The organism is Trebonia sp. (assembly GCF_030042015.1).
In the GTDB taxonomy this organism is placed as follows: domain Bacteria; phylum Actinomycetota; class Actinomycetes; order Streptosporangiales; family Streptosporangiaceae; genus Trebonia.
The window spans coordinates 1-24,644 of sequence record NZ_JASIAL010000229.1 but is presented as its reverse complement, the minus strand read 5'-3'; the positions used below and the strand labels follow the sequence as shown (position 1 = coordinate 24,644).

At 72.4% G+C, this 24,644-nt stretch carries 25 protein-coding genes; 14 read left to right on the top strand and 11 right to left on the bottom strand.

Annotated elements, in window-relative coordinates:
• On the top strand, positions 1–618 hold a 618-nt coding region (locus tag Q1N79_RS12055; protein ID WP_300608385.1), incomplete at its 5' end, for a molybdopterin-dependent oxidoreductase.
• 44 nt (positions 619–662) lie between these two features.
• Here the strand turns inward: Q1N79_RS12055 and Q1N79_RS12050 are convergent.
• From Q1N79_RS12050 to Q1N79_RS12035, 4 genes are all read right to left on the bottom strand, one after another.
• Positions 663–791, bottom strand: a complete 129-nt coding sequence (locus Q1N79_RS12050; protein WP_300608383.1) for a hypothetical protein — start codon at positions 789–791, stop codon at positions 663–665.
• Entirely contained in the window at positions 781–1,554 is a 774-nt protein-coding gene (locus Q1N79_RS12045; RefSeq protein WP_300608380.1) for a membrane protein insertase YidC, read from the bottom strand. The genes Q1N79_RS12050 and Q1N79_RS12045 overlap by 11 nt, the downstream gene beginning before the upstream one ends.
• Positions 1,555–1,654: 100 nt before the next feature.
• A complete protein-coding gene (locus Q1N79_RS12040) occupies positions 1,655–1,954 on the bottom strand; it encodes a DUF6412 domain-containing protein (RefSeq protein WP_300608378.1) in 300 nt (99 codons plus the stop codon).
• A 39-nt stretch (positions 1,955–1,993) separates the two neighbouring features.
• The gene (locus tag Q1N79_RS12035; protein WP_367185062.1) at positions 1,994–2,788 is read right to left on the bottom strand and encodes a class I SAM-dependent methyltransferase; all 795 of its coding nucleotides are present in this window, start codon (positions 2,786–2,788) and stop codon (positions 1,994–1,996) included.
• 29 nt (positions 2,789–2,817) lie between these two features.
• Here Q1N79_RS12035 and Q1N79_RS12030 point away from each other — a divergent pair, with 29 nt between their 5' ends.
• Positions 2,818–3,417: a TetR/AcrR family transcriptional regulator gene (locus Q1N79_RS12030; RefSeq protein ID WP_300608375.1), complete on the top strand. Its 600-nt coding sequence runs from the start codon at positions 2,818–2,820 to the stop codon at positions 3,415–3,417.
• Between the two features lie 125 nt (positions 3,418–3,542).
• Positions 3,543–4,187: a Uma2 family endonuclease gene (locus tag Q1N79_RS12025; protein WP_300608372.1), complete on the top strand. Its 645-nt coding sequence runs from the start codon at positions 3,543–3,545 to the stop codon at positions 4,185–4,187.
• On the opposite strand, the gene Q1N79_RS12020 is transcribed toward Q1N79_RS12025, so the two are convergent.
• A complete protein-coding gene (locus Q1N79_RS12020; protein ID WP_300608370.1) occupies positions 4,156–5,463 on the bottom strand; it encodes a cysteine desulfurase-like protein in 1,308 nt (435 codons plus the stop codon). The genes Q1N79_RS12025 and Q1N79_RS12020 overlap by 32 nt on opposite strands.
• A 71-nt stretch (positions 5,464–5,534) precedes the next feature.
• Here Q1N79_RS12020 and Q1N79_RS12015 point away from each other — a divergent pair, with 71 nt between their 5' ends.
• Together Q1N79_RS12015 and Q1N79_RS12010 are read left to right on the top strand one after the other, a co-directional pair.
• Entirely contained in the window at positions 5,535–7,286 is a 1,752-nt protein-coding gene (locus Q1N79_RS12015; RefSeq protein ID WP_300608367.1) for an ABC transporter ATP-binding protein, read from the top strand.
• A 5-nt stretch (positions 7,287–7,291) separates the two neighbouring features.
• Positions 7,292–9,112, top strand: coding sequence for an ABC transporter ATP-binding protein (locus Q1N79_RS12010; RefSeq protein ID WP_300608388.1), 1,821 nt, complete (start codon positions 7,292–7,294; stop codon positions 9,110–9,112).
• A 351-nt stretch (positions 9,113–9,463) separates the two neighbouring features.
• Here the strand turns inward: Q1N79_RS12010 and Q1N79_RS12005 are convergent, their stop codons facing one another.
• Complete coding sequence (locus tag Q1N79_RS12005; RefSeq protein ID WP_300608364.1) at positions 9,464–10,348, bottom strand: DMT family transporter; 885 nt, start codon at positions 10,346–10,348, stop codon at positions 9,464–9,466.
• Positions 10,349–10,429: 81 nt separating this feature from the next.
• On the opposite strand from Q1N79_RS12005, the gene Q1N79_RS12000 reads away from it, so the two are divergent.
• Complete coding sequence (locus Q1N79_RS12000) at positions 10,430–10,810, top strand: hypothetical protein (RefSeq protein WP_300608361.1); 381 nt, start codon at positions 10,430–10,432, stop codon at positions 10,808–10,810.
• A 230-nt stretch (positions 10,811–11,040) separates the two neighbouring features.
• Positions 11,041–11,247, top strand: coding sequence for a DUF5999 family protein (locus tag Q1N79_RS11995; RefSeq protein ID WP_300608358.1), 207 nt, complete (start codon positions 11,041–11,043; stop codon positions 11,245–11,247).
• On the opposite strand, the gene Q1N79_RS11990 is transcribed toward Q1N79_RS11995, so the two are convergent.
• From Q1N79_RS11990 to Q1N79_RS11980, 3 genes are all read right to left on the bottom strand, one after another.
• Positions 11,229–11,840: an alpha/beta family hydrolase gene (locus Q1N79_RS11990; RefSeq protein ID WP_300608355.1), complete on the bottom strand. Its 612-nt coding sequence runs from the start codon at positions 11,838–11,840 to the stop codon at positions 11,229–11,231. The two genes, Q1N79_RS11995 and Q1N79_RS11990, sit on opposite strands and share 19 nt — an antisense overlap.
• Positions 11,841–11,871: 31 nt before the next feature.
• A complete protein-coding gene (uvrA, locus tag Q1N79_RS11985) occupies positions 11,872–14,727 on the bottom strand; it encodes an excinuclease ABC subunit UvrA (RefSeq protein ID WP_300608350.1) in 2,856 nt (951 codons plus the stop codon).
• Positions 14,728–14,898: 171 nt separating this feature from the next.
• Positions 14,899–16,731 carry a serine/threonine-protein kinase gene (locus Q1N79_RS11980; protein WP_300608347.1) on the bottom strand — a complete coding sequence of 611 codons (1,833 nt, stop codon included), beginning with the start codon at positions 16,729–16,731 and terminating at the stop codon, positions 14,899–14,901.
• Between the two features lie 85 nt (positions 16,732–16,816).
• On the opposite strand from Q1N79_RS11980, the gene Q1N79_RS11975 reads away from it, so the two are divergent.
• The 4 genes from Q1N79_RS11975 (at position 16,817) to Q1N79_RS11960 (ending at position 19,546) form a co-directional block, all read left to right on the top strand.
• The gene (locus Q1N79_RS11975; RefSeq protein ID WP_300608345.1) at positions 16,817–17,464 is read left to right on the top strand and encodes a hypothetical protein; all 648 of its coding nucleotides are present in this window, start codon (positions 16,817–16,819) and stop codon (positions 17,462–17,464) included.
• A 9-nt stretch (positions 17,465–17,473) separates the two neighbouring features.
• Complete coding sequence (locus Q1N79_RS11970) at positions 17,474–18,130, top strand: MBL fold metallo-hydrolase (protein ID WP_300608342.1); 657 nt, start codon at positions 17,474–17,476, stop codon at positions 18,128–18,130.
• 69 nt (positions 18,131–18,199) lie between these two features.
• Positions 18,200–19,291 carry a hypothetical protein gene (locus tag Q1N79_RS11965; protein ID WP_300608339.1) on the top strand — a complete coding sequence of 364 codons (1,092 nt, stop codon included), beginning with the start codon at positions 18,200–18,202 and terminating at the stop codon, positions 19,289–19,291.
• A gap of 39 nt (positions 19,292–19,330) precedes the next feature.
• Entirely contained in the window at positions 19,331–19,546 is a 216-nt protein-coding gene (locus tag Q1N79_RS11960; RefSeq protein ID WP_300608336.1) for a TrfB-related DNA-binding protein, read from the top strand.
• On the opposite strand, the gene Q1N79_RS11955 is transcribed toward Q1N79_RS11960, so the two are convergent.
• Positions 19,505–20,074, bottom strand: coding sequence for a GNAT family N-acetyltransferase (locus tag Q1N79_RS11955; RefSeq protein ID WP_300608333.1), 570 nt, complete (start codon positions 20,072–20,074; stop codon positions 19,505–19,507). The genes Q1N79_RS11960 and Q1N79_RS11955 overlap by 42 nt on opposite strands.
• Positions 20,075–20,161: 87 nt before the next feature.
• Here Q1N79_RS11955 and Q1N79_RS11950 point away from each other — a divergent pair, with 87 nt between their 5' ends.
• From Q1N79_RS11950 to helR, 3 genes are all read left to right on the top strand, one after another.
• Positions 20,162–21,544, top strand: a complete 1,383-nt coding sequence (locus Q1N79_RS11950; RefSeq protein WP_300608330.1) for a GH1 family beta-glucosidase — start codon at positions 20,162–20,164, stop codon at positions 21,542–21,544.
• A gap of 66 nt (positions 21,545–21,610) precedes the next feature.
• Complete coding sequence (locus Q1N79_RS11945; RefSeq protein WP_300608327.1) at positions 21,611–22,021, top strand: pyridoxamine 5'-phosphate oxidase family protein; 411 nt, start codon at positions 21,611–21,613, stop codon at positions 22,019–22,021.
• Positions 22,022–22,147: 126 nt separating this feature from the next.
• Positions 22,148–24,310 carry an RNA polymerase recycling motor ATPase HelR gene (gene helR / locus Q1N79_RS11940; RefSeq protein ID WP_300608324.1) on the top strand — a complete coding sequence of 721 codons (2,163 nt, stop codon included), beginning with the start codon at positions 22,148–22,150 and terminating at the stop codon, positions 24,308–24,310.
• Here the strand turns inward: helR and Q1N79_RS11935 are convergent.
• On the bottom strand, positions 24,298–24,644 hold a 347-nt coding region (locus Q1N79_RS11935), incomplete at its 5' end, for an HNH endonuclease signature motif containing protein (RefSeq protein WP_300608323.1). The two genes, helR and Q1N79_RS11935, sit on opposite strands and share 13 nt — an antisense overlap.

The following is a 24,644-nucleotide window of genomic DNA, read 5'->3' as shown; positions in this document are numbered from 1 at the left end:
GGGGCCAGCCAGCTGCTGTGCACGTCGGTCGACGGGTTCACCTCGGGGACGCCGATTTCCGTGGTGCTCGACGAGCCGAAGGACGCGCTGGTCGCCGTCGCGATGAACGGGACCGCGCTGCCCGTCGAGCACGGCTTCCCCGCGCGGCTCGTGGTGCCCGGGCTCTACGGCTACGTCTCGGCCTGCAAGTGGGTCGTCGACATCGAAGTCACCACGTTCGAGGCGGCGATCGCGTACTGGGCGCAGAACGGCTGGTCGGCGCAGGCGCCGATCAAGACCGAGTCCCGAATCGACGTCCCGGCGTCCGGCTCGCAGGTGGCGGCAGGCCGGGTCGCGGTGGCCGGCGTGGCCTGGGCGCAGCACAAGGGCATCGAGGCGGTCGAGGTCCAGGTGGACAACGGGCCGTGGCACGAGGCCACGCTGGCCCCCGTGCCCGACATCGACACCTGGCGGCAGTGGTTCTGGTACTGGGACAACGCGACCGTCGGCAACCATCGGATCCAGGCGCGGGCGACCGACAAGACCGGCTACACGCAGACCGCCATCCAGGAGCCCGTCGCGCCCAACGGCGCCACCGGCTACCCCATATCCCAGATCACGGTCTACAAGCCGACGTAGCCGGGGCGGCCGGGGCGGCTGGCCTCGGTAGCCCGGCGGCGGGGTCAGGCCAGCGCGATGGAGAACGGGGTGAACAGGCGGCCGGGGTCGCCGCGCGGTTTCCACGGCCAGTGCGCCATTGGGCCGAGCCGGCGGATAGGCGGGTACGGAACGCCGTTACGGTCAGCCAGCACGCTCCCTGAGCGTATGGCCAGGCCCCGGCGCGACGCCGGTGGTCTGGGTGGTGCGGATGCGCAGGAACAGCCACCGCTCGGCGACGCTCCAGGCGGTCGAGGTGACCAGGTAGACCGCGGCGGCCAGCGGGGCGAACGCGGCGATGACGACCGTGAGGTAGGGCAGCGCCTTGCCAAGCAGGCCGAGCGTGCCGCCGGTCGCCGGCGCGGCAGCGGCTGCCACGGACATCCGCCGCGCCACCCGCGCCGACAGCCAGCAGATCGCCGCGAGAACAGCGAAGACACCGAGGAAGACGGCGGCGTGCGCGGTGAGCGCGCCCGCGTGGGTCAGCCAGTGCCCGCCGAGCGGCTCGCCGAACATGTCGCGGGACAGCAGCCGGTTGGGCCCGCCGGCCACGTCGGGCGACCGGAACAGCAGGTACAGGACGCTGAACACCGGCCATTGCGCCAGGACCGGCGCGAAGCCGCCGAACACGCTCGCGCCTTCCCGCCTGTAGAGCGCGGACAGCTCGCGCTGCAGCCGTTCCGGCTGCCTGGCGAAGCGCTTGCGCAGCGCCTCGACCTGCGGCGCGAGCCTGGCCAGCGCGGCCTGCCCGCGCAGCGCGCGAAAGCTCAGCGGCATGACGAGCAGCCGGACCGCCGCGGTGAACACGACGATGCCTGCGACGGCGGCGAGGCCGCCGAGGACGGGGGTAAGGACGGTGGTGAGGGCGTAGACGAGGTGGTACGCGGCGTCCACGGGAACGCCGAACAGAGCGGACATGGGCAGGCGACCTTCCAGCGCAGATGGGTTGGCTTGCTGGAGGCGGCCGCCACCAGGCCCCGGGCATGGGGTTACGGCAGGCGCTTTGAAACGCGCGGGATCAGGCGGCCGCCGCGGCCGCCGAGGGTGCTCTCGGCCTGGCTCGCCCGCGGGCGTCCGGGTCGCGCTGCCGCACGAACGCGACGCGCCAGGACTTCTCCCGCAGCGCGGCGACGCGGCGCAGGACCGGAAGGCGGGCCGTCGCCCCGGCGTGGCTGGCGCCGACCGCGAAGCTGCCGACCAGCGCCACGGCCAGCACGGCGACCGTGAGCACGGCGGCGCGCTGCGGGGTATCGGCCCACATGAGGACGGGGAGCAGGTGTCCCGCCACCTGCCAGAGCCCGGACAGCGCGCTCAGCACGCCTCTAGCGTACGCGCCGGCGCGCCAGGCAAAGAAGCGTCACGGGCCGGTGCGCGCGGCGGTGACCGCCACGGTGGCGTAGCTCATCGTGAAGCAGGGCGGCGCCGGGCCGATCGCGGCCCTGACGGCGTCGAGCACCTGCGCCGCCGCCGCCGGCGGCAGCCGGGTGAGGACGCCCGTGGTGGACATCAGTTCAAGCAGCTCGTCGAGCGTGCGGGACTGCTCCCAGTCAAAGCGCCACTGCTCCGGCTCGCCGAACCCGCCCGCCTCCCGGATCCCGGCCGCGGCCCTGGTGAACCCCGCCTGGTAAGCGTCCAGGCCCGTCCGCGCCGGGTCGAGGCTGACCGGCGAGTCGGGCACAAGCCGGCGCATGGCCGTGGCGACCGCCTCCGCCACCGCTGCCGGCAACTGGTACGCGTGCCAGAACACCGCCAGCAGGCCGCCCGGCCGCAGCACCGCCGCCGCCTTGGCGGCTCCCGCGACCGGGTCCACCCAGTGCCAGGCCTGCCCGGCGATGACCGCGTCGAACTCCCGGCCGACGCTGTCCCAGTCCTCGAACCTCGCCACCTCCACCGCGACCCCGGTCCGCCGGGCGAAGCCTGCCATCCGCGCGTCGGGATCGACGCCGAGCACCGCAGCGCCGGCCGCCTGGAACTGCCTGGCCTCGATGCCGGTGCCGCAGCCGACGTCGAGGACGTCGGGTCCCGGGCTGGCGGCGACGATCCGCGCCACCATCGCGTCCGGATAGCGGGGCCTGCTCCGGTCGTAGCGCTCGGGGTCCACGCCGAACGACTCCGCCATCTGCCTGTGCTCATGCGGCTGTATAGTGGGCACACGCCCACTATAGACGGAGGGGACGCGCGGTGCCGACGGGGATCGCCATCCGCGACGTGCGCGAGCAGCTGTTCGGCGCCGCCGAGGCAGTCCTGCTCAGGGACGGGCCGGCCGCGCTGACCAGCCGGGCCGTCACGACGCAGGCACGGGTCGCCAAGGGCGTGCTGCACCGGCACTTCGCCGACTTCGACGCCTTCCTCGCCGAGCTGGTGCTCGACCGCGCCGGCCGGATCGACGCCCAGGCCGCGGCGCTGCGGGAGTCGGCCGGGACAGGCACCGTGACCGGCCACCTCGCCGGGACGCTGACGGCCCTGTTCACGTCGGTCGCGCTCGCGATCGTCGCCCTGATCACGTTCAGGGACGAGCTGCGCGCCCGGCTGCGCCGCACCTGGCCGGGCGGGGTCCCCGTGCTGACAGAGGCGGTCGCCATCGTCGCCGGCTACCTGTCCGCGGAGCGGGAACTGGGCCGCGTCGCGGCCGATGCCGACGTCGACGCGCTCGCCGCCACGCTGATCGGAGCGGGGCACCTGCTGTTCGCCGACAGGAAGGGCACCCCGCCCGCTGCGGAGGCCGTCACGAACATGGTGACAGGCGTCATCGGCGCCGTGCTGCGGGATCGCCGGCCATGATCCCGAAGACTGCCGGGCGTCGCCCCACGGAGAAGGACTGAGCACGTCGCCGCGGACCGGCGCGAGCGGGAAGGGCGGGGCGTGGCGGCTCCGATCGGGCAACGCCAACGCGTAGCCTTGGGCTCGTGGCCTCAGCGTTCGACTTCAGCGATCACAAGGCGGCGGCATACGCGCCGCAGATGACCTTTGACATGTACCTGGCATTCCCGGAGGACGCCAGCAAGCTGATTGAGGTCGTCGATGGCTGGATCGTCCGGTGTGAGTCCGCCGAGCCAAGCCATCAGGCGATCCAGTTGAACCTCCTCATCGCGATCCGGGAGGCCGCAGGGCTCCGGGACCGGGCCAGGCGGACCTGCCACCGGGTGCTCGGCGACATGGACGTCCTGATCGCCGACAGTCCGAAACTGCACTTCCGTCGTCCCGACGTGGTCGTCTATCGGTGCATCGACGACGACCGGGGACGATGGGGACGCAAGCCGATCGCCGCCGATTGCCTGATCGCAGTGGAGATCGTGTCGGCCGACTCGATCACCACCGACATCCGGGACAAGCGCGCGGAGTACGCCGCCGCCGGCATCCCGCACTACTGGATCGTCCGGATGACCGATGACGACGGCCCCGCGATCTGCGTGGAACGGCTCCTGCTCACCTCGGACGGCGAGTACGCCAGGGAAGGGCTCGCGATCCGTGGCCGTGACTTCCATGCCATCGACACCATCAGTCCATTCCCGCTCAAACTCACCTGGGAAGCGCTGGACGAAGGCTTGTGAACCCGGGTCGGAGCACCACAGGCCGTAACCTCCTACCTGGGTAGCCGGCGGCCAGCTCCGCCACCGCGGACAGCAGGCGGTCCACGTCGGACGCGTCGTTGTAGTGCACCAGGCCGGCCCGGACCGCTCCGCCTGGCCGCAGGCCGAGCACGCCGCACAGCTCGACCGCGTAGTTGTCGCCGTGCCACGCGTTGACCCGGCGGGACGCCAGGTGCGCGGCCACGGCGCGCGGTGTCATTCCCGCGACGGTGAAGAACGCGGTCGGCGCGCGCCGCGCGGCCTTCCCGTACAGCGTCACGTGGCCCATCCCGGCCAGCCCGCTGAGCAGCCGCGCGAACAGCGACATCTCGAAGGCCTGCACCGCGGTCATCGAGGCGACGATCCGCTCCCGCCGCGAACCGCCCGCGCCGCCTGAACCCGCGGGCCGGGCGGGCCCGGCGAGCCCGGCCAGATGGTCCACCGCCGCCGTCACCCCGGCCAGGTCGGCGAACGGCAGCGTGCCGCGCTCGAACCGCTGCGGCACCTCATCGGAAGCAGGCGCCAGCTTGTCCGGCCGCAGCGTCTGCAGCAGCGACGGGGCCGCGATCACGGCGGCCACGTGCGGGCCCGCCCACTTGTACGCGCTGGTCGCGTAGCAGTCCGCGCCAAGCTCGGCCACGTCGACGGGCATGTGCGGGGTCGCGTGCACCCCGTCGACGTAGCACAGCGCGCCCGCCGCGTGCGCGCACGCGGCGATCGCCGCCACGTCCGGCCGCGTCCCGAGCACGTTGCTCGCCGCCGTCACCGCGACCAGCCTCGTCCGCTCGGTCACCAGGTCCGCGTACTGAGCGGCGGGCAGCTCCCCTGTCGCCGTGTCGACCTCCGCCCAGCGGATGACCGCGCCGGCCCGCCCGGCGGCCTGCACCCACGGCCGGATGTTCGCGTCGTGGTCGAGCCGGGACACCACGACCTCGTCCCCCGGCGCCCACCCGCGGGCCAGCGCGGACGACAGCCGGTAGGTCAGCGCGGTCATGCTCGGCCCGAAGATGACGCCGTCGGCGACGCCGCCTGTCAGGTCCGCGACGGCCCGGCGGCAGTCCGCCACGATCGCCCCGGCGCGCTCGCTGGCCGCGAACGCGCCCCCCGTGTTCCCGATCCCCGCCCGGTACGCCGCGGCGATCGCCTCGACCACCGCCTGCGGCACCTGCGTCCCCGCCGCGCCGTCCAGGTAGGCGTGACCGTCCCGCAGCGCCGGGTAACTCGAACGCACGCGTGAGACATCGAAGACCGCAGACATGGCGACCCACGATACCCCCTCGGGGGAAAAACCAGGTGACAACCCGCCCGCAGGAAGTTAGGCTCCGCACGGTGTCCGAACGCCCAGTCGCTGCCCTCTGGCGGCTGCGCCCTTACCTGCGCCCGTACCGCCTGCAGCTGACCGGCATGATCCTGGCGGCGGTGGTCGCCGAGGGCGCCCAGATCGCGATCCCGCTGCTGATCAAGGCCGTCATCGACGGCGCCATCGCCCGCCACGACCCCGCCCTGCTTGTCCCGCTCGGGCTGGCGGCGATCGGCCTCGGCGTGGGCTCCGCGGTGCTGAGCCTGATCCGCCGCTGGGTGCAGGGCAACTCGGTCGCCGACATGGAAAAGACGATCAGGGACGACCTGTACGCCCACCTGCAGCGGCTCGAGCCGGCGTTCCACGACGAGTGGCAGTCCGGCCAGCTGCTGTCGCGCGCCACGACCGACCTGGGGTCGATCCGCCGGTTCGCCGGGTTCGGCATCGTGTTCCTGTTCATCTCGATCCTGGTGTTCGCCGCCGTGACCGCCCTGCTGATCAGGCTGAACTGGTGGCTCGGCCTGATCACCGGAGCCATGTTCATCCCCGTGCTCGTGTTCTGCACGATCTTCGAGCGGCGGTACAAGGTCCTATCGCGGCGCGTGCAGGACCAGGAAGGCGACCTGACGACGCTGATCGAGGAGGCGGCCACGGGCGTGCGGGTGCTCAAGGCGCTCGGCCGCGCCCCGGAGGCCGCGGCGCGCCACTTCGCGCAGGCCACCGAGGTCTACACGACCCAGGTGGCCAAGGCCAGGCTGCTCGGCGACTTCTGGGCGGTGCTCGACCTGATACCGAACGCCGCGATCGCGCTCATCGTGGTGCTTGGCACGATCGCGGTCAGCCACCACACGCTGACCATCGGCGGCCTGGTGGCGTTCATCACGCTGGCGCTGCAGCTGGTGTGGCCGATCGAGGCACTCGGCTACATCATCGCCTCAGGGCAGGAGGCCGCGACCGCCGCGCAGCGCGTGCTGGAAATCTTCGACACCCCGCCGCATATCGCGGACACGACCGACCAGCCGCAGCGATCCGTGGCGCCTGTCCAGCCCCACCTGCACTTCGACCACGTGGCGTTCGCCTACCCGGGCGCCCGCGAGCCCGTCCTGCGGGACGTGGACCTGCGGCTGGCACGCGGCGAGACGCTGGTGCTCGTCGGCGCCACCGGGTCAGGCAAGACCACGCTGCTGCAGCTTGTGCCGAGGCTGGCCGACGTCACCGGCGGGCGCGTCCTGCTCGGCGGCGCCGACGTGCGGGACATCCCGCTCGCGCCGCTGCGCGCCGCGGTGGGCTGCGCGTTCGAGGAGGCGACGCTGTTCTCGGCGAGCGTGCGGGAGAACGTGACGTACGGCGCGCCTGACGCGACCGAGGAGGAGATCGAGGCCGCGCTGTCCGCGGCGCAGGCCAGGTTCGCCTACGACCTGCCGTGGGGCCTGGACACGCGGATCGGCGAGCAGGGCATGGCGCTGTCCGGCGGGCAGCGGCAGCGGGTCGCGCTGGCCCGCGCGATCCTCGCCAGGCCCGAGGTGCTCATCCTCGACGACCCGCTGTCCGCCCTCGACGTGCACACCGAGGAGCGGGTGACCCAGGCGCTTGGCGGCATCCTGGCCGGCACGACGGCGCTGGTGGTGGCGCACCGGCCGTCCACGGTCGCGCTCGCCGACCGGGTGGCGCTGCTCGAGGACGGCGTGATCGCGGCGACCGGCAGCCACGCCGCGCTGCTGGCGGCCCGGCCGTCGTACGCGGCCCTCATGTCGGTGGATGCCGAGGGGGTGCGGCAGTGACCGACATGGCCTGGCGCGGCATCGCGAGCGAGCAGATCGAGGACGTCTCGGCCCCGCTCGCGGCCCTGCTGCGCAAGCGCAGCAGGGTGCTGCTCGCCGACCTGCTGCGGCCGTACCGGCGGGGGGTCAGCTGGACCGGCGCGGCGATCGTCGTCGCGTCGCTGGCGGCGCTGGCCGGGCCGTGGCTGGTCGGCGTCGCGATCGACAGCGGCATCCCCCCGGTGCTGGCGTCGGGGAACACGACGCCGCTGCTGCGCATCGCCGCGGCGTTCGCCGCCACCGTGCTCGTGCAGGCGGTCGCCACCCGGATGTTCGTCACGATGACCGGCCGGGTGGGGCAGTCGGTCGTGCTCGAGCTGCGCCGGCGGCTGCTGCGGCACGTGCTGGCGCTGCCGGTGGCGTTCCACGAGAGCTACACCTCGGGGCGGGTGATCTCCCGGCAGACCTCGGACATCGAGGCGATCTCGGCGCTGTTCGAGGAGGGCCTTGACTCGCTGATCTCGGCGGCGCTCACGCTCGTCCTCGTCGGCACGGGCATGCTGCTGCTCGACTGGCCGCTCGCCCTCGTGGTGCTTGCCGGGTTCATCCCGCTGACGTGGCTGAGCGCCTGGTTCCGGCGCGCGTCGGCGGCCGCCTACCGGCGCATCAGGGAGACCAACGCGCTGGTCATCGTTCACTTCGTCGAGACCTTCGGCGGGCTGCGCGCGGTGCAGGCCTTCCGGCGGGAACGGCGGAACGAGGAGATCTTCGACGTGCTCTCCGGCGACTACGCCGCGGCGAGCATGCGGGCATCGCAGCTCATCGCGGTCTACGGCCCCGGCATCTCGCTGGTGGCGAACGTCATCATCGGCGTCGTGCTCTGGTACGGCGGGCTGCGGGTGATCGACGGCCAGATGCAGGTCGGCGTGCTGGCCTCGTTCCTGCTGTACCTGCAGCGGTTCTTCGACCCGCTGCAGGACGTCTCGCAGTTCTACAACTCGTTCCAGGGCGCCGCCTCGGCGCTTGAGAAGATCTCCGGGGTCCTTGAGGAGGAGCCGTCCGTCGCCGAGCCCGCCGATCCCGTGCGGCTGCCCGCGGTGGCGGCGCGGCGCCTGGGCCGCGGCGTGCGGTTCGAGTCGCTGCGGTTCGGGTACCGCGGCACTGTCGTGCTGCCAGAGCTGGACCTGGACATCCCCGCGGGGCAGACGGTCGCGATTGTCGGCGAGACAGGCGCGGGGAAGACGACGGTCGCCAGGCTGCTCGCCCGCTTCTACGACCCCGACGCCGGGCGGGTGCTGCTGGACGGTGTCGATCTGCGCGACCTGCCCGACGACGTGCTGCGCCGCGAGGTCGTGCTGATCACCCAGGAGAACTTCCTCTTCGAGGGCACCGTGGCGGAGAACATCAGGCTGGGACGGCCGGAGGCGTCCGACGCGGAAGTCCGGGACGCCGCCACGGCGATCGGGGCGCACGAGTTCATCGCGGCGCTGCCGGACGGCTATGACACCGCGGTCGGCAAGCGCGGCGGCAGGCTGTCCGCCGGGCAGCGCCAGCTGATCTCGTTCGCGCGGGCGTTCATCGCGGCCCCGGGCGTGCTGGTGCTCGACGAGGCGACGGCGCTGCTCGACATCCCCAGCGAGCGCCTGGTCCAGGCGGCGCTGCGGACCGTGCTCGCGGGCCGGACCGCCGTGATCATCGCGCACCGCCTGTCCACGGTCGCGATCGCGGACCGCGTCCTCGTGCTGCGGGCCGGGCAGATCATCGAGGACGGCCCGCCCGGCGGCCTGCTCGGCGGCGACGGCGAGTACGCGGACCTGCACTCCCGCTGGGTCGCCAGCCTGGCCTAGCCTCAATGCCGGGGAGTTGAGGCAACCGGGTCATTGGCGCAGCTGGCCCGATACAGCCGGGCCGTTGGCGCAGCTGACCCAGTCAGGCAGGCCGGGGCAGCGGCCGCAGGCACCCGGCGGCCGGGTACCGCGCTCCGGCGGCCCGGCCTGCCCGCAACAGCAGACGCGGGCGCTGCCGGCCCCGTACCAGGCGCCATCCAGGCCATCCCCGGCGCTGGCCCCGGCCGGGCCAGCTACCAGACCGCCGCCGAAACCGCCCAGACCCAGGTCACCAGCGCCCGCAACATCACCGTCGAACCCGCCGACGGTCCTTGACCACTGCTCCCGGACCTTAACTCCCCGGCATTGGCCCTAGCCGGCCTGCGACGGTGCCTGGGCCGGCGCCCGCGCCGGGGCGGACATCGTCGCCGGCGCGGTCCTGGTGAGCACGGACACGGCGACGCACATGGCGGCGAAGGCGGCCGAGCTCACGGTGAGCAGCAGCGGGTTCGTGGTGAAGTACTCGCCGAAGATCCAGACGCTGAGCGCGATGCTGACGACGGGGTCGACGATCACCAGCAGCGGCTGGGACACGCTGAGCGGGCCCACGTGCAGCGTCGCCTGCTGGAGGGTCTCGGCGGCCGCGCCGGAGAACGCGAGGGCGTAGACCGGCCAGTGGGTGAACATGCCCCCCGCGCCGAACTGCGACAGCGTCTCTGTGGTGGTCTTGATGAACGTGGCGACCAGGGCCCACATGATGCCGCTCGCGATGGCGAGCAGCGCGGCACGGCGGGCCGGCGGTCCCCGCAGGCCAAGCAGCATCAGCGCGACGGCGGCCCCGACGGTGGCCACCCCGGCCGTGATCCACGCGTGGCTGGCGGGGACCGGGTTCCCGCCCCGTGGCTCGGCCGTGGCCAGGAACACCCCGAGGGACGCGCAGGTCACGGCGGCGGCCCACCAGGTGGCGGGGCGGATCGGCTGACGGATCCAGGTTCGCCGCAGCACCAGGGCGAAGACGAGCTCGGTGACGAGCAGCGGCTGGACCACCGACATCTGCCCGGCGTGCAGGGCGAGTGCCTGGAAGAGGAACGCCGCCGCGAGCGCGATCCAGCCGAACAGCCACAGCGGGCTGCGGAACAGGTAGCCGACAAGACGCCAGCCGGTGGCCTTCTTCGGGCTGGCGATGCTGGCGACGTGCTGGGTGACGACGTTGAGCGCATTGCCCAGTGCCGCCAGCAGCGCGTAGACGATGGTCACGCGTCGGTCCCCCCTGGCCTAAGAGTAGTCTTCGGCGTGGCGTACCCTACGGTGCGGGCGGATACGGAGGACGGACAAGGGATGTACAGGCCTAGCCAGGAGGCGTCGGACAGGCACGCGGCCGACGTGGCCGCGGCCGCGGAACGCGGCAAGCTGCTCGACGAGGCGCGCGCGGCGGACGTCGCGCTGCGGCAGGCCGAGGCGCGCCGCGCCCCGGTCGCCGAACTGCACCGGCTGGCGAAGGACCTCGACGCGGCGCTCACCGCGGCCGTGCACGCGGCCTACGCCGCGCAGCGCGCCGCGATCGGCCCGCGCGGCTACGAGGACCGGATCTACCACCGCAAGGCGAGGGCCAAGCCGGAGGTCCGCGCGCTGACCGCGCAGGCGGAACGGCTGCTTACGCTGCGTGAGAACCACCGGATGAACCACATTCCTGAGGTCCCCCGCGAGCCGGCGGTCTGAGCTCCTCCGCGCTGCCGCGCCGGCGGTGCGAGGTGAACCGTTGGGGTGGCCCGCGCGTATCACTATTTGGGAAAACCTCGGTGAACCGTCGGCATGTCGCTTGCGCTCGGCGGCAACGCGGGGCACAGTTGAAAGTAAGTGGTCTAGGCCACTTGGCGGTTGCCGAGTGTAACTCCCCGCAGCCCAAGTGACGGAGACCTCGTCTAATGAGAAACCCAGGAGGCACTGACATGTGCCCGCACACGCCGCCCTGCCCGGATGCGTCAGCACCCGACCGTGAGGCGGCGCACACCATAGCCAGCCACCCGGAGCAGGGCTGGAGCCTGCTCTGCAACGGTGTCGTGATCTTCGAGGACACTGGAGAACTACTGCCGGACGGGGCGGCGATCGCGCCGCACCGCCCGACTGACCATAGTCGTCAGGCCCCCGCCGCCTGACCCACCCAGGGAAGCGTGCCCAGCCACGCGGCGACGGCGGCCCCGATCGCCGCGGTGTTCTTCGAGAGGGCATGCGTCTCCCCGGCAAGCACGACGACGCTCGTGGCGTCGTCCGCTTCGGGGACGCCGAACGGATCGCGGTCCCCGTTAATCACCAGGACGGGCGTCCCCGCCGCCCCGGCCGCGCGCAGCTCGCTGTCACGGGACTTTTCCGGGTGACCGGGCGGGTGCAGCGGGAACGCCAGGGCGATCACGCCCGCCGCGCGCACCTGCCGGGCCGTGCGGCACACGACCCGGGCCCCGTTGCTGCGCCCGCCCTGGACGAGCGGCAGCCCGCCGGAGTTCAGCGCCGCCACGACCTCGGCCCATGCCGCGTCCTGGCGGACGGGCGACCCTGGCGCGCGACCGCCCCTGACCCGGTACGGCTGCGTGACCAGGGCCGTGACCGCGCCAAGCCGGAGCGCCGCGGCGGCGACGGCGAGCACGTCGGGAGTGTCCGGCGTGCCGCCCGCGCCGTGGGTCAGCGCGAGCAGGAACGCCGCAGGCCCGGCAGGTTGCCCGAGCACGACGTGCGCGGGTCCGGCGCCGGTCATGATCTCCGCGTGGCACCCGGCCCGCGGCTGGTCAGCGGGCAAGAAGGCCCTTGAGGAACTGGCCGGTGTAGCTCTTGTCGTTGGCGGCGACCGCCTCGGGCGTCCCGGTGGCGACGACCGTGCCCCCGGCCGAGCCGCCCTCGGGGCCCATGTCGATGATCCAGTCCGCCGACTTGATCACGTCGAGGTTGTGCTCGATGACGATCACCGTGTTGCCGGACTGGACCAGCTTGGTGAGCACGCCGAGGAGCTTGCGGATGTCCTCGAAGTGCAGCCCGGTGGTCGGCTCGTCAAGCACGTAGACCGTCCTGCCCGCCGACCGTCGCTGCAGCTCGGTGGCCAGCTTGACGCGCTGGGCCTCGCCGCCGGACAGGGTGGTCGCGGGCTGGCCGAGCCGGACGTAGCCGAGGCCGACGTCGACGAGCGTCTTCAGGTGCCTGTGGATGGCCGGCACCGGCTCGAAGAACGTCGCGGCCTCCTCAATGGGCATGTCGAGCACCTCGGCGATGGACTTGCCCTTGTAGTGCACCTGGAGGGTGTCCGTGTTGTACCTGGCACCGTGGCAGACCTCGCACGGCACGTACACGTCGGGCAGGAACTGCATCTCGATCTTGATCGTGCCGTCGCCCGAGCACGCCTCGCAGCGGCCGCCCTTCACGTTGAACGAGAACCGGCCCGGCTGGTAGCCGCGGATCTTCGCCTCGGTGGTGGCGGCGAACAGCTTCCTGATGTGGTCGAAAACGCCGGTGTAGGTGGCCGGGTTGGAGCGCGGGGTGCGCCCGATCGGGCCCTGGTCGACGTGCACCACCTTGTCCAGGTGCTCCGTCCCGGTGACCCGGGTGTGCTTGCCCGGGACCGTGCGGGCCTGGTGGAGTTCCCTGGCAAGCGCGCGGTAGAGGATGTCGTTGATCAGCGAGGACTTGCCGGATCCCGACACCCCGGTGATGGCGATCAGGCAGCCGAGCGGGAACGCCACGTCGATGGTGCGCAGGTTGTGCTCGGCGGCGCCCTTGACGACGAGCTCGCGGCCCGGCTGCGGCTGGTGCCGCGTCCTGGGGACCGGGATCTGCCTGCGGCCGGTCAGGTACGCGCCGGTCAGCGACTCCTGGCTGGCCAGCAGCTCCTCGACCGGGCCGGACACGACCACGTGGCCACCGTGCTCGCCCGCGCCTGGCCCGATGTCCACCACCCAGTCCGCGGCACGGATCGTGTCCTCGTCGTGCTCGACGACGATCAGCGTGTTGCCAAGGTCGCGCAGCCGCAGGAGGGTCTCAAGCAGCCGGTGGTTGTCCCGCTGATGCAGGCCTATCGACGGCTCGTCGAGCACGTACAGCACGCCGACCAGGCCTGACCCGATCTGGGTCGCGAGCCGTATCCGCTGCGCCTCCCCGCCGGCCAGGGTGGCGGATGGCCGGTTGAGCGAGAGGTAGTCAAGGCCCACGTCGAGCAGGAAGCCGAGCCGCGCGTTGACTTCCTTGAGGATGAGCCTGGCGATCTGCCTGTCCCGCTCCAACAGGTCGAGGGTGAGCAGCAGCTTGGCGAGCTCGCCGATGGGCAGCGCGCACAGGTCCGCGATCGACCTGCCGTCCACCGTCACCGCCAGGCTCACCGGCTTCAGCCGCGCGCCCTTGCAGGACGGGCAGGGCACCTCGCGCATGTAGCCGGCGAACTTCTCCCTGCTCGAGTCGCTGTCGGCCTCGGCGTGCCGGCGTTCGACGTAGCTGACCGCGCCCTCGAAGTTCGTGTAGTAGGACCGCTCCCTGCCGTACCGGTTCTTGTACCGCACGTGCACCTGGGCGTCGTAGCCGTCGAGGAGGGCCTTCCTCGCCTTGGCGGGAAGCTTGTGCCAGGGCGTGTCCATCCGGAAGCCGATCGTCTCGGCCAGGGCCTCGATCAGCCGGTCGAAGTAGTCGCTGATGTGGCCGCCCGCCCACGGCGCGATCGCGCCCTCGGCCAGGGACTTGCCCGGGTCGGGGACGATCAGCTCCGGGTCGACCTCCATGCGGGTGCCCAGGCCCGTGCAGTCGGGGCAGGCGCCCCACGGGGAGTTGAACGAGAACGACCGCGGCTCAAGCTCGTCGAAGGACAGGTCGTCGTACAGGCACGCCAGGTGCTCGGAGTACATCCGCTCGCGGTGCGGATCGGTCTCGGGAAGGTCGACGAACTCCAAGATGACGACGCCGCCGGACAGGCTCAGCGCGGTCTCGACGGAGTCCGTCAGCCGCCTGCGGGCCGTGTCCTTGACGGCGAGGCGGTCGACGATCACCTCGATGTCGTGCTTCTCGTACTTCTTCAGCGCCGGGACGGCGCTCGTCGTCGCCTCGTCGAGGCGGATCACGGCGCCGTCCACCCTGGCCCGCGAGTAGCCCTTGGCCTGCAGTTCGCGCAGCAGCTCACCGTACTCGCCCTTGCGGCCGCGCACGACCGGCGCGAGGACCTGGAACCTGGTGCCCTCCTGCAGTTCGAGGACCCGGTCCACGATCTGCTGCGGGCTCTGCCTGGCGATCGGCCGGCCGCACAGCGGGCAGTGCGGCCTGCCGATCCGCGCGAACAGCAGCCGCAGGTAGTCATACACCTCGGTGATCGTGCCGACGGTCGACCGGGGGTTGCGGCTCGCCGCCTTCTGGTCGATCGAGACCGCCGGCGACAGCCCGTCGATGAAGTCCACGTCGGGCTTGTCCATCTGGCCGAGGAACTGCCGCGCGTACGCGGACAGCGACTCGACGTACCGCCGCTGCCCCTCGGCGAAGATCGTGTCGAAGGCGAGGCTCGATTTGCCTGAGCCGGAAAGCCCGGTGAACACGATCATGGCGTCGCGCGGCAGGTCGAGGGAGACATCCTTGAGGTTGTGCTCGCGTGCGCCGCGAACGACAAGCCGGTCAGCCACTGCGCGCTCTTCTCTTCGTCTACGGATCGTGGAGGGCAATCGTAGCGAGGGGATCTGACATTCCGCCCCGACGGCGAACCACGCGGGTGTAAGCGCCGCGGGAGCCGCCGTTATGCCCGGTCCGCAGGCTGCTCCCGCCATCGGGCCAGCCGCACTCTCAGCGTACGGCACTCACGCCGTGGGCGTGGCGGACGCGGCGGATCGGCGGCGCAGGTAGGCGACGATGAAGACCGCGCTGGCGAGGAGGAGGAGGGCGGCGAGGACGTTCAGCGCGACCGTCCTGTTCCGGAAATACCAGCCGCCGGTGAGGTAGGACAGGTACGAGTACGCCTGCGTGGCGGTCCAGCCGAACAGCAGCGCGGCGCCGAGGACGCGATCGGCGAACGTCAGCGCGTACCAGGCGACGAACACCGTCACGATGAGCGCCACGACGCTGTAGACGGGATAGGGATAACTCTGCGACGGGTACGTGAAGCTGTCGCGGTAGTACTCCGGCCCGGCGAGGGTGGTGATGAACGCGATCCGCCAGGCGAGGCCGCTCAGCACGACCGTGCCGAACACGAGCACCGGAACATCACGGGGAACGGGCCACCCGCCGCGGCGCGCGGACCCGCTCAGCCCGGCGAGCAGGAATATCGTCGCGACGAGCCCGGCCGCGTCGCTCGCCATGTCGACCAGGTAACTGGCGATCTCGTGGCCGCCCTGGCCGAATATGTGGAAATCGGGAATGCCGAGAATGTCGAACGTCACCCAGGAGAACGTGATGATCCAGCACCCGAGCACCAGGTAGAGCAGCGGCTGCCGGTGTTTCCTGCCCGCGAGGGCCGCGAGGGCCGCGACCGTGGCGAGCGCGTAGAAGGCGTCGCCGACGACGAGGTTGTCGGTGGGCAGCGGGGTGGGCTGCACGTGGTCGGAAATGAGCCCGAGGATCCCGGCGACGACGGCGACCCACAGCCCCGCGATGGCTGCCGGGGTGCCGATGGGCGCCGGCGACCCGGCGGGGCGGACGGGCTGCGGATACTGCTGCCACCCGGGAGAGGGGTACTGCCGGCCGGGAACGGGGGTCGGCGGGTAGGCCTGCGCGGGGACCGGGGTCGGCGGGTACTGCCTGGGCGCCTGACCAGGGCCGGGGGCACCTGGGGCGCCGGGGGCGCCGGCGCCCCGCGGGGGGTCGGTGACGGCCGTGCGGGCGTACCACGTGTCGAGCCCGCGTGCCACGGACCGCGCGTCCGGGCGGCGCGTGGGGTCCTTGGTGAGCAGCTGGGCGAGCAGGCTTGTCAGCGGGCCCGCGTACACGGGCGGGTCGGGATCGCGGGCGAGGATCGCCGTGATGATCGCGGTCAGCGTCGGCCCGTCGAAGGCCGGCCTGCCCTCGACCGCCGCGTACAGCGTGGCGCCCAGCGCCCACATGTCGGCCGCGGGGCCCACCGTGCGGCCCTCAAGCTGCTCGGGCGCCATGAACTGAGGCGTGCCGATCACCGTGCCCGTGCTGGTGATCCGGCTGGTCGTGTCCATCATCCGCGCGATGCCGAAGTCGCTGACGACGACCCGGCCGCCGGACAGCAGGACGTTGTCCGGCTTCAGGTCGCGGTGCACGATCCCGGCCGCGTGGGCGTGCGCCAGCGCGTCGGCGATCTTCGCGCCGATCTCCCCGGCGCGCTGCCAGCTCAGCCGCCCGCTGTTGGCGAGCTCGGCGGCCAGCGACCGCCCGGGGACGTACTCCATCACGATCCACGGCGCGCCGTCGTACTCGATCACGTCGTGGATGGTGACCACCCCCGGGTGGTTCAGCCGGGCGGCGGACCGCGCCTCCCGCGCGGTGCGCGACACGAGCGCGGCCCGCTCCGCCTCGGCGATCTGCGGGGGAAGCATGACCTCCTTGACGGCCACGTCCCTGTCCAGGACCTCGTCGTGGCATCGCCACACCCGGCCCATGCCCCCCTGGCCGACCGGCTCGATCAGCCGGAAGCGGCCGCCGACCAACGTGCCCACCCCGCTCGCCATGGGAGCGATGATAGGGGGGATCACCCTGGGGTCGAAGGCAATGAATCGACTTGTGACCATGTGAGCGCGGATTATCATCGGGGCGGTGAGGCACAATCCCGCTACCGTGGTGGTCCTGGCCGGGCATGCGTCGCAGGGGCTGCTGAGCGCGGTGAGCAGGTCGATGAACGTGTCGCTGGTCACGCCCGAGGGCGGCGCCGACGGCGGGCCCGGCGGGCCTGGCGGGCCTTCGGACGTGATCGAGGCGGCCGCCGGGGCGCTGCGCAGGGCGGCGGGCATCTCCTCGCCCTACGTGCTCGTGACGGCCGACCCGCTGGCGCAGGTCGCCGCGCAGTGGCAGGCGATGTGGGAGATAGCGGCCGAACCGCGCGGCAGCGAGGCGTTCGAGCTGGCCGCCGCGCAGGCGCTGGCCGCCTGGCGCGCGAAGCGCTTCGAGCTGCCCGATTATTACCTCGTGCTGGCGGCGGACGGCGCGGCAGAAGAAAACTTCTACCTGGGACCGCTGCGCTCGGTGCGGCCGCACCGGGTGAGCGTGGTCGCGGCGGCCGAGTCGGCCCCCGCCGAGCAGGCGGCCGGGCTGCTGTCCGCGCTCGGGTCGCTGCGGCAGGGCCGCTGGTGGCCGCCGCTCGCGGAGGTGCTCGACGTGGCGCGGCGGTTCTACCCGGGGGCGCTGGCGCAGGCTGTCCCGGGGAACCGGTTGCCTGCCGCAGTCGCCCAGGAGCGTTCGGGATAGGTTTGCGCTGTGACCTACACAGGAGAGGTGCGTGTCGGCGGGCCCGCGGACACGCGGGAGATCAACGGCGTGACCGTGACGAAGATCGCCGTCGGGCCTTACGAGAACAACTCCTACCTGCTGCGCTGCTCAGGCACCGGGCAGGGGCTGCTGATCGATGCCGCGGCCGAGCCGCAGCGGCTGCTTGAGATGATCGGCGCCACGCCGGTCGAGCGGATCGTGACCACGCACCAGCATGCCGACCACTGGCAGGCACTGGCGGCGGTGCGCGCGGCGACCGGCGCCGCCACGGTCGCGCACCCGCTGGACGCGCCGGGGATCCCGGTGGCGACAGACGAGCTCGTCGAGGACGGGGACACGATCAGGTTCGGCGACGCGTCGCTGTCGGTGATTCACCTGGTCGGCCACACGCCAGGCAGCATCGCGCTGTGCTACGCGGCCGGTGGTCCGCAGCCGCACCTGTTCACAGGCGACTGCCTGTTCCCCGGCGGGGTCGGCAACACCCAGCAGGACCCGGAGCGCTTCACGTCCCTGTACAACGGCGTGGTCGGCAAGGTCTTCGACCGGCTGCCCGACGCCACCTGGGTGTACCCGGGGCACGGGAACGACACCACGCTGGGGGCCGAGCGGCCGCACCTGGCGCAGTGGCGCGAGCGGGGCTGGTAACCCGCCGAGCAGCACCCGCCGGGCGGCGATGGCCAGCCGCAGCAGGGCGGCGCCCGCGGGCTGGACGGGGTGGCGGGCGATCAGCTCGGCCACCGCCGCCTCCTCGAACGGGCGGGACGGCAGGACCGTGCCTTCCGCGTTGGCCGACACGGCGCCGCCGAGCAGCTCGTCGTACAGCGCGGCGTCGATCACCGCCACGGCGAGCAGGTCCACCGCGAGCGTGAGCGGGTCGGCGCCAAGACCCAGGCAGTAGGCGCGGATCCGGCCGTCCGCGAGCGCGTCCGTCATCGCCCTGGCGAGCGGCCAGCGCGCGTAGTCGATCGGCGCTTCCTCGCTGCCGTGGTCCTCGTCCGCGCCGAGCAGCTCCTCGGCGAATTCGCGGAGCACGCACCGCCACAGGTCGAAGTCGTTGGCCTCGTTCCACGGGGCCTCGCCGGACGGCTGGAAGATGCCGACAGGGATCACCTGCACCATGCCGCCGGCGTGCCCGACCCGCGCCGGGTCCCGCCAGTGCAGCGGGAACGACGCCGTGCCCGCCGCAGCGTCGTGCCGGAGCAGCAGCGTGGCGACGGCCATCGCCGACGGCCGGGCGCCCAGGTCGCACGGGTCGCCGATGGCGGCCCGCAGCCGCTGTTCCCGCCCCGCGGCGTACTCGTGCGCGACCGCCCCGCCGACGTCCACCGCGTCGAAGTAACGGCCGCGGGTGAACGTCAGGCGGGGGCCAGCGCCGGCCGCGGTCCCGGCCGCGGTCCCGGCCAGGTCGGCCTCGGTCAGCCGGTAGATCGGGCGATTCTGGAAGATGGCGGGCGGCGCGAGGTCGGCCACCACGTCGCAGTAGCGGCGGTAGCGGGTGCCGTCGCCGCGCTCTGGCAGCAGGTACGGCGCGACGCGCGCCACGTCGAGGACGGCGGGCGGGGGCTGCGGGCGGAACTCGAGCCGGACGTCCGTCAGCGGCACCGGGGCCGCCGGCCGCCACGAGCCGGCGGCGAGCAGCGGGGTGCCGGCAACGCTGGCTTGCGCCGGGTACCGCGCCGCGGCGCGAACCGACAGCTCGGGCCGGCTGGCGCGCACGCGGGCGTTGACCCGCAGCCACTGCAGCTGCGCGGGGGTGCGCTCGGCGGGGGCGCGGGCGGTCACCGCGCCAGTATCTCAGACAACTAGGGGTTGACATTGACAACCCAATGTTGTCATCATGGGCCCATGGCAAAGAACCCAGACCCGCAGGCGCACCAGGAGACCTTCCAGCGGATCAGGGAGGTCCGCGCCGAGGCGCTCGAGCACGTCAGGCGCGCGCAGCAGCTGCACGCGCAGCGGCGCGACCTGCTGCGCGGCCTCATCGACGAGGGATTCTCCCAGGCGGATATCGCCAGGCAGCTAGGCGTCACCAGGCAGGCGATCCAGAAGATGCTCGCCTGACAGCGCGCGGGCGTAGCGGACCTCGAGGACGCCGCCGAGGCCGGTGATCACGTTCGTGCCGCCGTCCGGGGCGAACCCCGCGCGCTCGTAGAACCGCCGTGCCCGGGCGTTGTCCGCGAGCACCCACAGCACGACTCGCCGGTAGGCGTCGGACGCCAGCGCGGCGAGCACGGAGCCCATCAGCGCGCGGCCGACGCCGGCCGACCACCATTGCGGGGTCACGTAGAGCGCGTACAGCTCCCCCACCTGGCCGGTCACCCCGTCCGCGGTGAGCGGGTGGGCCGCGGGAGGCGCCACGGCTCGTTCGGGGCCATAGGAGGCGAAACCGACGACGGCGGGGTGCTCGCCCGCCTCCGCCACCAGGGTGCGGCGATAGGGCGGGGGGTCGGCCGCGCCGCCGCCGAGGGCGGTCGCGCGCTCGATGATGGGGGCCGCGATGATCCCCTTGTAGGCGGCGTGCCAGCTTTCCCTGCGCACGCGCGCGATCGCGGTCGCATCCGTTGCCGAGCCGGCGCGAATCTCGATCACCTGGACAGGGTAGGCCGGCGGCATGATGTACTAAAACGGTTTAGCCTTGTTTTAGCCATTGCCTGGCGAGCGCGCAGGAGGTAGCGCATGAGCACAGCAGACCAGCTCCGCTTCCCCGACGGGTTCCTCTGGGGTGCGGCCACGGCCGCCTACCAGATCGAGGGGGCGGCGGAGGCCGACGGGAAAGGGCCGTCGATCTGGGATACCTTCAGCCACATCCCTGGGAAGACCTGGCACGGGGAGACCGGCGACGTGGCGTGCGACAGCTACCACCGCTACCCGGAGGACATCGCGATGCTGCGGCGGCTTGGCGCCGGCGCTTACCGGTTCAGCCTGTCCTGGCCGCGGATCCAGCCCGACGGGCGCGGCCAGGCCAACCAGCCCGGGCTGGACTACTACGACCGGCTTGTGGACGCCCTGCTCGAGGCGGGGATCGACCCGGTGGTGACGCTGTACCACTGGGACCTGCCGCAGGCGCTGCAGGACAAGGGCGGCTGGGCGATGCGGGACATCGCCGAGATCTTCGCCGACTTCGCCGCGATCGCCGGCGAGGCGCTTGGCGACCGGGTGCACCGGTGGACCACGCTGAACGAGCCGTGGGTCGTCGCGCACGTCGGGTACCGGGACGGCAGGCACGCGCCCGGCGTCACCGACCCCGCCCAGGCGGTCGCGGCCAACCACCACCTGCTGCTCGCGCACGGCCGCGCGGTCGGGGCGCTGCGCGCGTCGAGCCCGTCGGCGGCGCAGGTCGGCATCACGCTCAACCTCGCCGTGATCCGGGCGACGTCCCCCGCGGCCGCCGACCTGGCGGCGGAGCTCGACGCGCGGCAGAACGGGGTCTACCTCGGGCCGTTGCTGCGCGGTGAGTACCCGCAGCGGCTGACCGCCAGCTTCTCCCCCGCCAAGGTGCCTGGCCTGGTGCACGACGGCGACTTCGGCCTGATCACCGCGCCGATCGACTTCCTCGGCGTCAACTTCTACGCGCCGCAGTACGTCGGCATCAGGCCCGACGGCGAGCCGCGGCGCGGCGAGCGCCTCATCGGCCCGGACCAGGTGCTCGTGCAGCCCGAGGACATGCCGGTCACCGCGATGAACTGGCTGGTCGACTCCAGCGCGCTGTATGAACTGATGACGCGGCTGCGGGAGGAGGCGCCGCGGCTGCCGCTGTACGTCACGGAGAACGGGTCCGCGTGGTACGACTACGTGACGCAGGACGGCACGATCGAGGACTACGAGCGCGTGGCCTACCTGCGCGACCACCTGGCGGCGCTGCACCAGGCGATCGCCGACGGGGTGGACCTGCGCGGCTATTTCGCCTGGTCGCTGCTCGACAACTTCGAGTGGGCCGAGGGGTACGCGAAGCGGTTCGGGCTTGTCTACGTGGACTTCGGCACGCAGCGGCGGATTCTCAAGCGCAGCGGCGAGTTCTATGCGAGCGTGGTGCGGGCCAACGCGCTGCCGCTGTCGTAAGCGGCCGCGTTTTCATGTGGCCGTCGGCGGCCCATGGGCAGCCAGGCAACTGAGAGGATGGGCCGCATGGGATTCGTTCTAACCGAGCAGATCGAACGCCACCTCATCGGAGACCAGATCGCCTGGCTCACCACCGTGACGCCGACCGGGCGGCCCGCGCCGCGCCCTGTCTGGTTTGTCTGGGACGGTTCGGGGATCACGATCTACAGCCTGAACCAGGGGGCCAAGCAGCGGCATATCGCGGTCAACGACAAGGTGTCCGTGCACTTCGACACCGGACCTGGCGGCGGTGACATCGTGGTGATCGCGGGCCGCGCGAAACTGGTGCCCGATGCCCCGCCGCCGTCGCGCTATCCCGGCCTGCTCGACAAGTACGCGCCGGCCGTCGAGTACATGGGCCGCTCGCTGCAGTGGCTCGACGAGAATTTCAGCGTGGCGCTGCGGGTCACCCCGGAACGGGCCTGGACGATTCCCTAGGGCCCGTTCGGTCCCTCCATTTTCAACCTATAGCGCACAGGGGGGCTTGCCGCAAGACCCGGGTCGTGCCGCATAATCGCTGGCCGAGGTCAGTTGCCAGCGATTATGCGGATCGGAGCTGATGGCGTGAGTCCCCTTTCGACCAGCGCGTTCGACCTTCCCGACCACCTCGCCGCCAAGGCCGGCCCGGCGCTGATCGGCGGCGACGAGCGGCACTTCGCGGCGATCGCGCAGAGCCTGTCGCAGACGATCGCCGGCCTGTCCGCCCGCCTGGACGCCGAGCGCAGGGCGCCAGGCGGCATCGGCCAGCAGGCGCTGGACCGGGACGTGGAGATCCACCGGCTGACCGCCCGGCTGCGCGCCCTGCGCCGCTTCGGCCTGGACCTGTGCCTGGGGCGCATGGTCGGCGCGGACAACCCGGAGCCGGCGTACGTCGGGCGGCTTGGCCTGCGGGACAGCGCGGGCCGCCGGCTGCTGCTCGACTGGCGCTCCGCCGCGGCCGAGCCGTTCTTCGGCGCGACCCACGCGAACCCGATGGGCCTGGCGAGCCGCCGCAGGTACCGCTGGACCCGCGGCCGGGTCAGCGACTACTGGGACGAGGTGTTCACCCAGGACGGGCTCGCCGGGCACGCCGCGCTCGACGACCAGTCGGCCTTCATCGCCAGCCTGGGCGGCAGCCGGCCGGACCGGATGCGAGACGTGCTCGCCACGATCGCGGCCGACCAGGACGCCATCATCCGCGCGGGGTCGCGCGGGGCTCTCGTCGTCGACGGCGGCCCTGGTACGGGAAAGACGGTCGTGGCCCTGCACCGCGCCGCCTACCTCCTGTACGCCGATCCTCGCCTCGGTCACCGCCGGGGCGGCGTGCTGTTCGTCGGCCCGCACCAGCCCTACCTGGCCTACGTCAGCGACGTGCTCCCGAGCCTCGGCGAGGAGGGCGTGCAGACCTGCACCCTGCGGGACCTCGTCCCTGAGGGCGCCGCGGCGGCGACCGAGACCGATCCGGACGTGGCCCGCCTGAAGTCGTCCGCGGACCTGGTGCAGGCGATCGACGCTGCCGTCGGGTTCTACGAGCAGCCGCCCGCCGCGGGGATGACGGTGGAGACCCACTGGTCCGACATCTGGCTGGATGCCTCCGACTGGGCGCTGGCGTTCGAGGCGGCCGAACCGGGTACCCCGCACAACGAGGCGCGTTACCACGTCTGGGAGGAACTGCTCACTCTCCTTGCGGGCAAGCAGGACGACGGTGACGTCCCGGCTGGCCAGCTTCGCAGGTCGCTGCGGCGCAACGAGGAGCTGCGCGCGACGTTCAGCAGGGCGTGGCCGCTGCTTGAGGCGACCGACCTCGTCGCGGACCTGTGGTCGGTGCCCGCCTACCTGCGCAAGTGCGCCCCGTGGCTCAGCGCCGATGACGTTCGGCGGCTGCAGCGCCAGGACGCCAGGGCCTGGACGGTGTCCGACCTGCCGCTCCTTGACGCGGCGCGGCACCGGCTCGGCGACCCGGCGGCGGCACAGCGCAGGCGTCGGCGTTCCGCCGCCGTCGCGGCCGAACGGGAGCGGATGGCCCGGGTCGTGGACGACCTCATCGAGGCGGCCGACGACGAGTACGGCGCCGGCCTGGTGACGATGCTGCGCGGCGAGGACTTCCGCGACGCCCTGGTCGACGAGGCCGCGCTGCCGAGCACCGACCCGGACCTGCTCGCCGGCCCGTTCGCGCACGTCGTCGTCGACGAGGCCCAGGAACTGACCGACGCGGAGTGGCAGCTGCTGCTGTCCCGCTGCCCGTCCAGGAGCTTCACCATCGTCGGGGACCGTGCGCAGGCCAGGCACGGGTTCACGGAGTCGTGGCAGGAACGGCTGGAACGGGTCGGGCTCAACCAGATCGCCCAGGCCTCCCTGAGCATCAACTACCGGACGCCGCAAGAGGTCATGGCCGAGGCCGAGCCGGTCATCCGGGCCGTGCTGCCCGACGCCAATGTGCCGACGTCCATCCGCAGCACCGGCGTCCCCGTCGTCCGCGGATCCGCTTCGGAGCTGGGCTCGATCCTCGGCACGTGGCTCGCCGCGCATGGCGAGGGGATCGCCTGCGTCATCGGCGATCCCGCCTTCCTGGCGACGCCCCGCGTCCACTCGCTGCCCCCGGAGCTGTCGAAGGGGCTGGAGTTCGACCTGGTCGTCCTCGTCGACCCGGAGGCGTTCGGCGGCGGCATCGAGGGAGCGGTCGACCGCTACGTCGCGATGACCCGGGCGACCCAGCGACTCGTCATCCTCACGAGTCACAGGTCGTAGATGGTGGGCGTGGTCGTGTAGACACGTCCGGCTGGGGTGGTCCAGCGCATGTGGCCTGGTTCGGGCTGTTCGAGCCTCCACCCCGGGGCTTGCTTGCACCGGTGGTGGCGTCTGCATAGGGGTGCCAGGTCGCATTCGCAGGTGATGCCGTCCGGGTAGGGGCGGGTGTGGTCCAGGTCGCAGTAGTACGCCTGGGCGCCGCAGCCGGGGGCCGAGCAGGTCGCGGTGCGGGCCCGGGTCAGGTGCTTGAGCGTGCGGCTGGGGGTGTAGCGGTCCTCGCGGTGCCGGTGGTCGCAGCTGCCGGCGGCGATCGGCTCGAAGGTGACGTTCAGCC

Excerpts from the sequence above, each read along its gene's own strand:
- Q1N79_RS12000 (WP_300608361.1), top strand. The coding sequence starts at position 10,430 with ATGTACAGGCCTAGCCAGGAGGCGTCGGACAGGCACGCGGCCGACGTG.
- Q1N79_RS12045 (WP_300608380.1), bottom strand. The coding sequence starts at position 1,554 with ATGTCCGCTCTGTTCGGCGTTCCCGTGGACGCCGCGTACCACCTCGTC.
- Q1N79_RS12010 (WP_300608388.1), top strand. The coding sequence starts at position 7,292 with ATGGCCTGGCGCGGCATCGCGAGCGAGCAGATCGAGGACGTCTCGGCC.
- Q1N79_RS11945 (WP_300608327.1), top strand. The coding sequence starts at position 21,611 with ATGGGATTCGTTCTAACCGAGCAGATCGAACGCCACCTCATCGGAGAC.
- Q1N79_RS11980 (WP_300608347.1), bottom strand. The coding sequence starts at position 16,731 with ATGGCGAGCGGGGTGGGCACGTTGGTCGGCGGCCGCTTCCGGCTGATC.
- Q1N79_RS11990 (WP_300608355.1), bottom strand. The coding sequence starts at position 11,840 with ATGACCGGCGCCGGACCCGCGCACGTCGTGCTCGGGCAACCTGCCGGG.
- Q1N79_RS12020 (WP_300608370.1), bottom strand. The coding sequence starts at position 5,463 with ATGTCTGCGGTCTTCGATGTCTCACGCGTGCGTTCGAGTTACCCGGCG.
- Q1N79_RS11950 (WP_300608330.1), top strand. The coding sequence starts at position 20,162 with ATGAGCACAGCAGACCAGCTCCGCTTCCCCGACGGGTTCCTCTGGGGT.
- Q1N79_RS11995 (WP_300608358.1), top strand. The coding sequence starts at position 11,041 with ATGTGCCCGCACACGCCGCCCTGCCCGGATGCGTCAGCACCCGACCGT.
- Q1N79_RS11960 (WP_300608336.1), top strand. The coding sequence starts at position 19,331 with ATGGCAAAGAACCCAGACCCGCAGGCGCACCAGGAGACCTTCCAGCGG.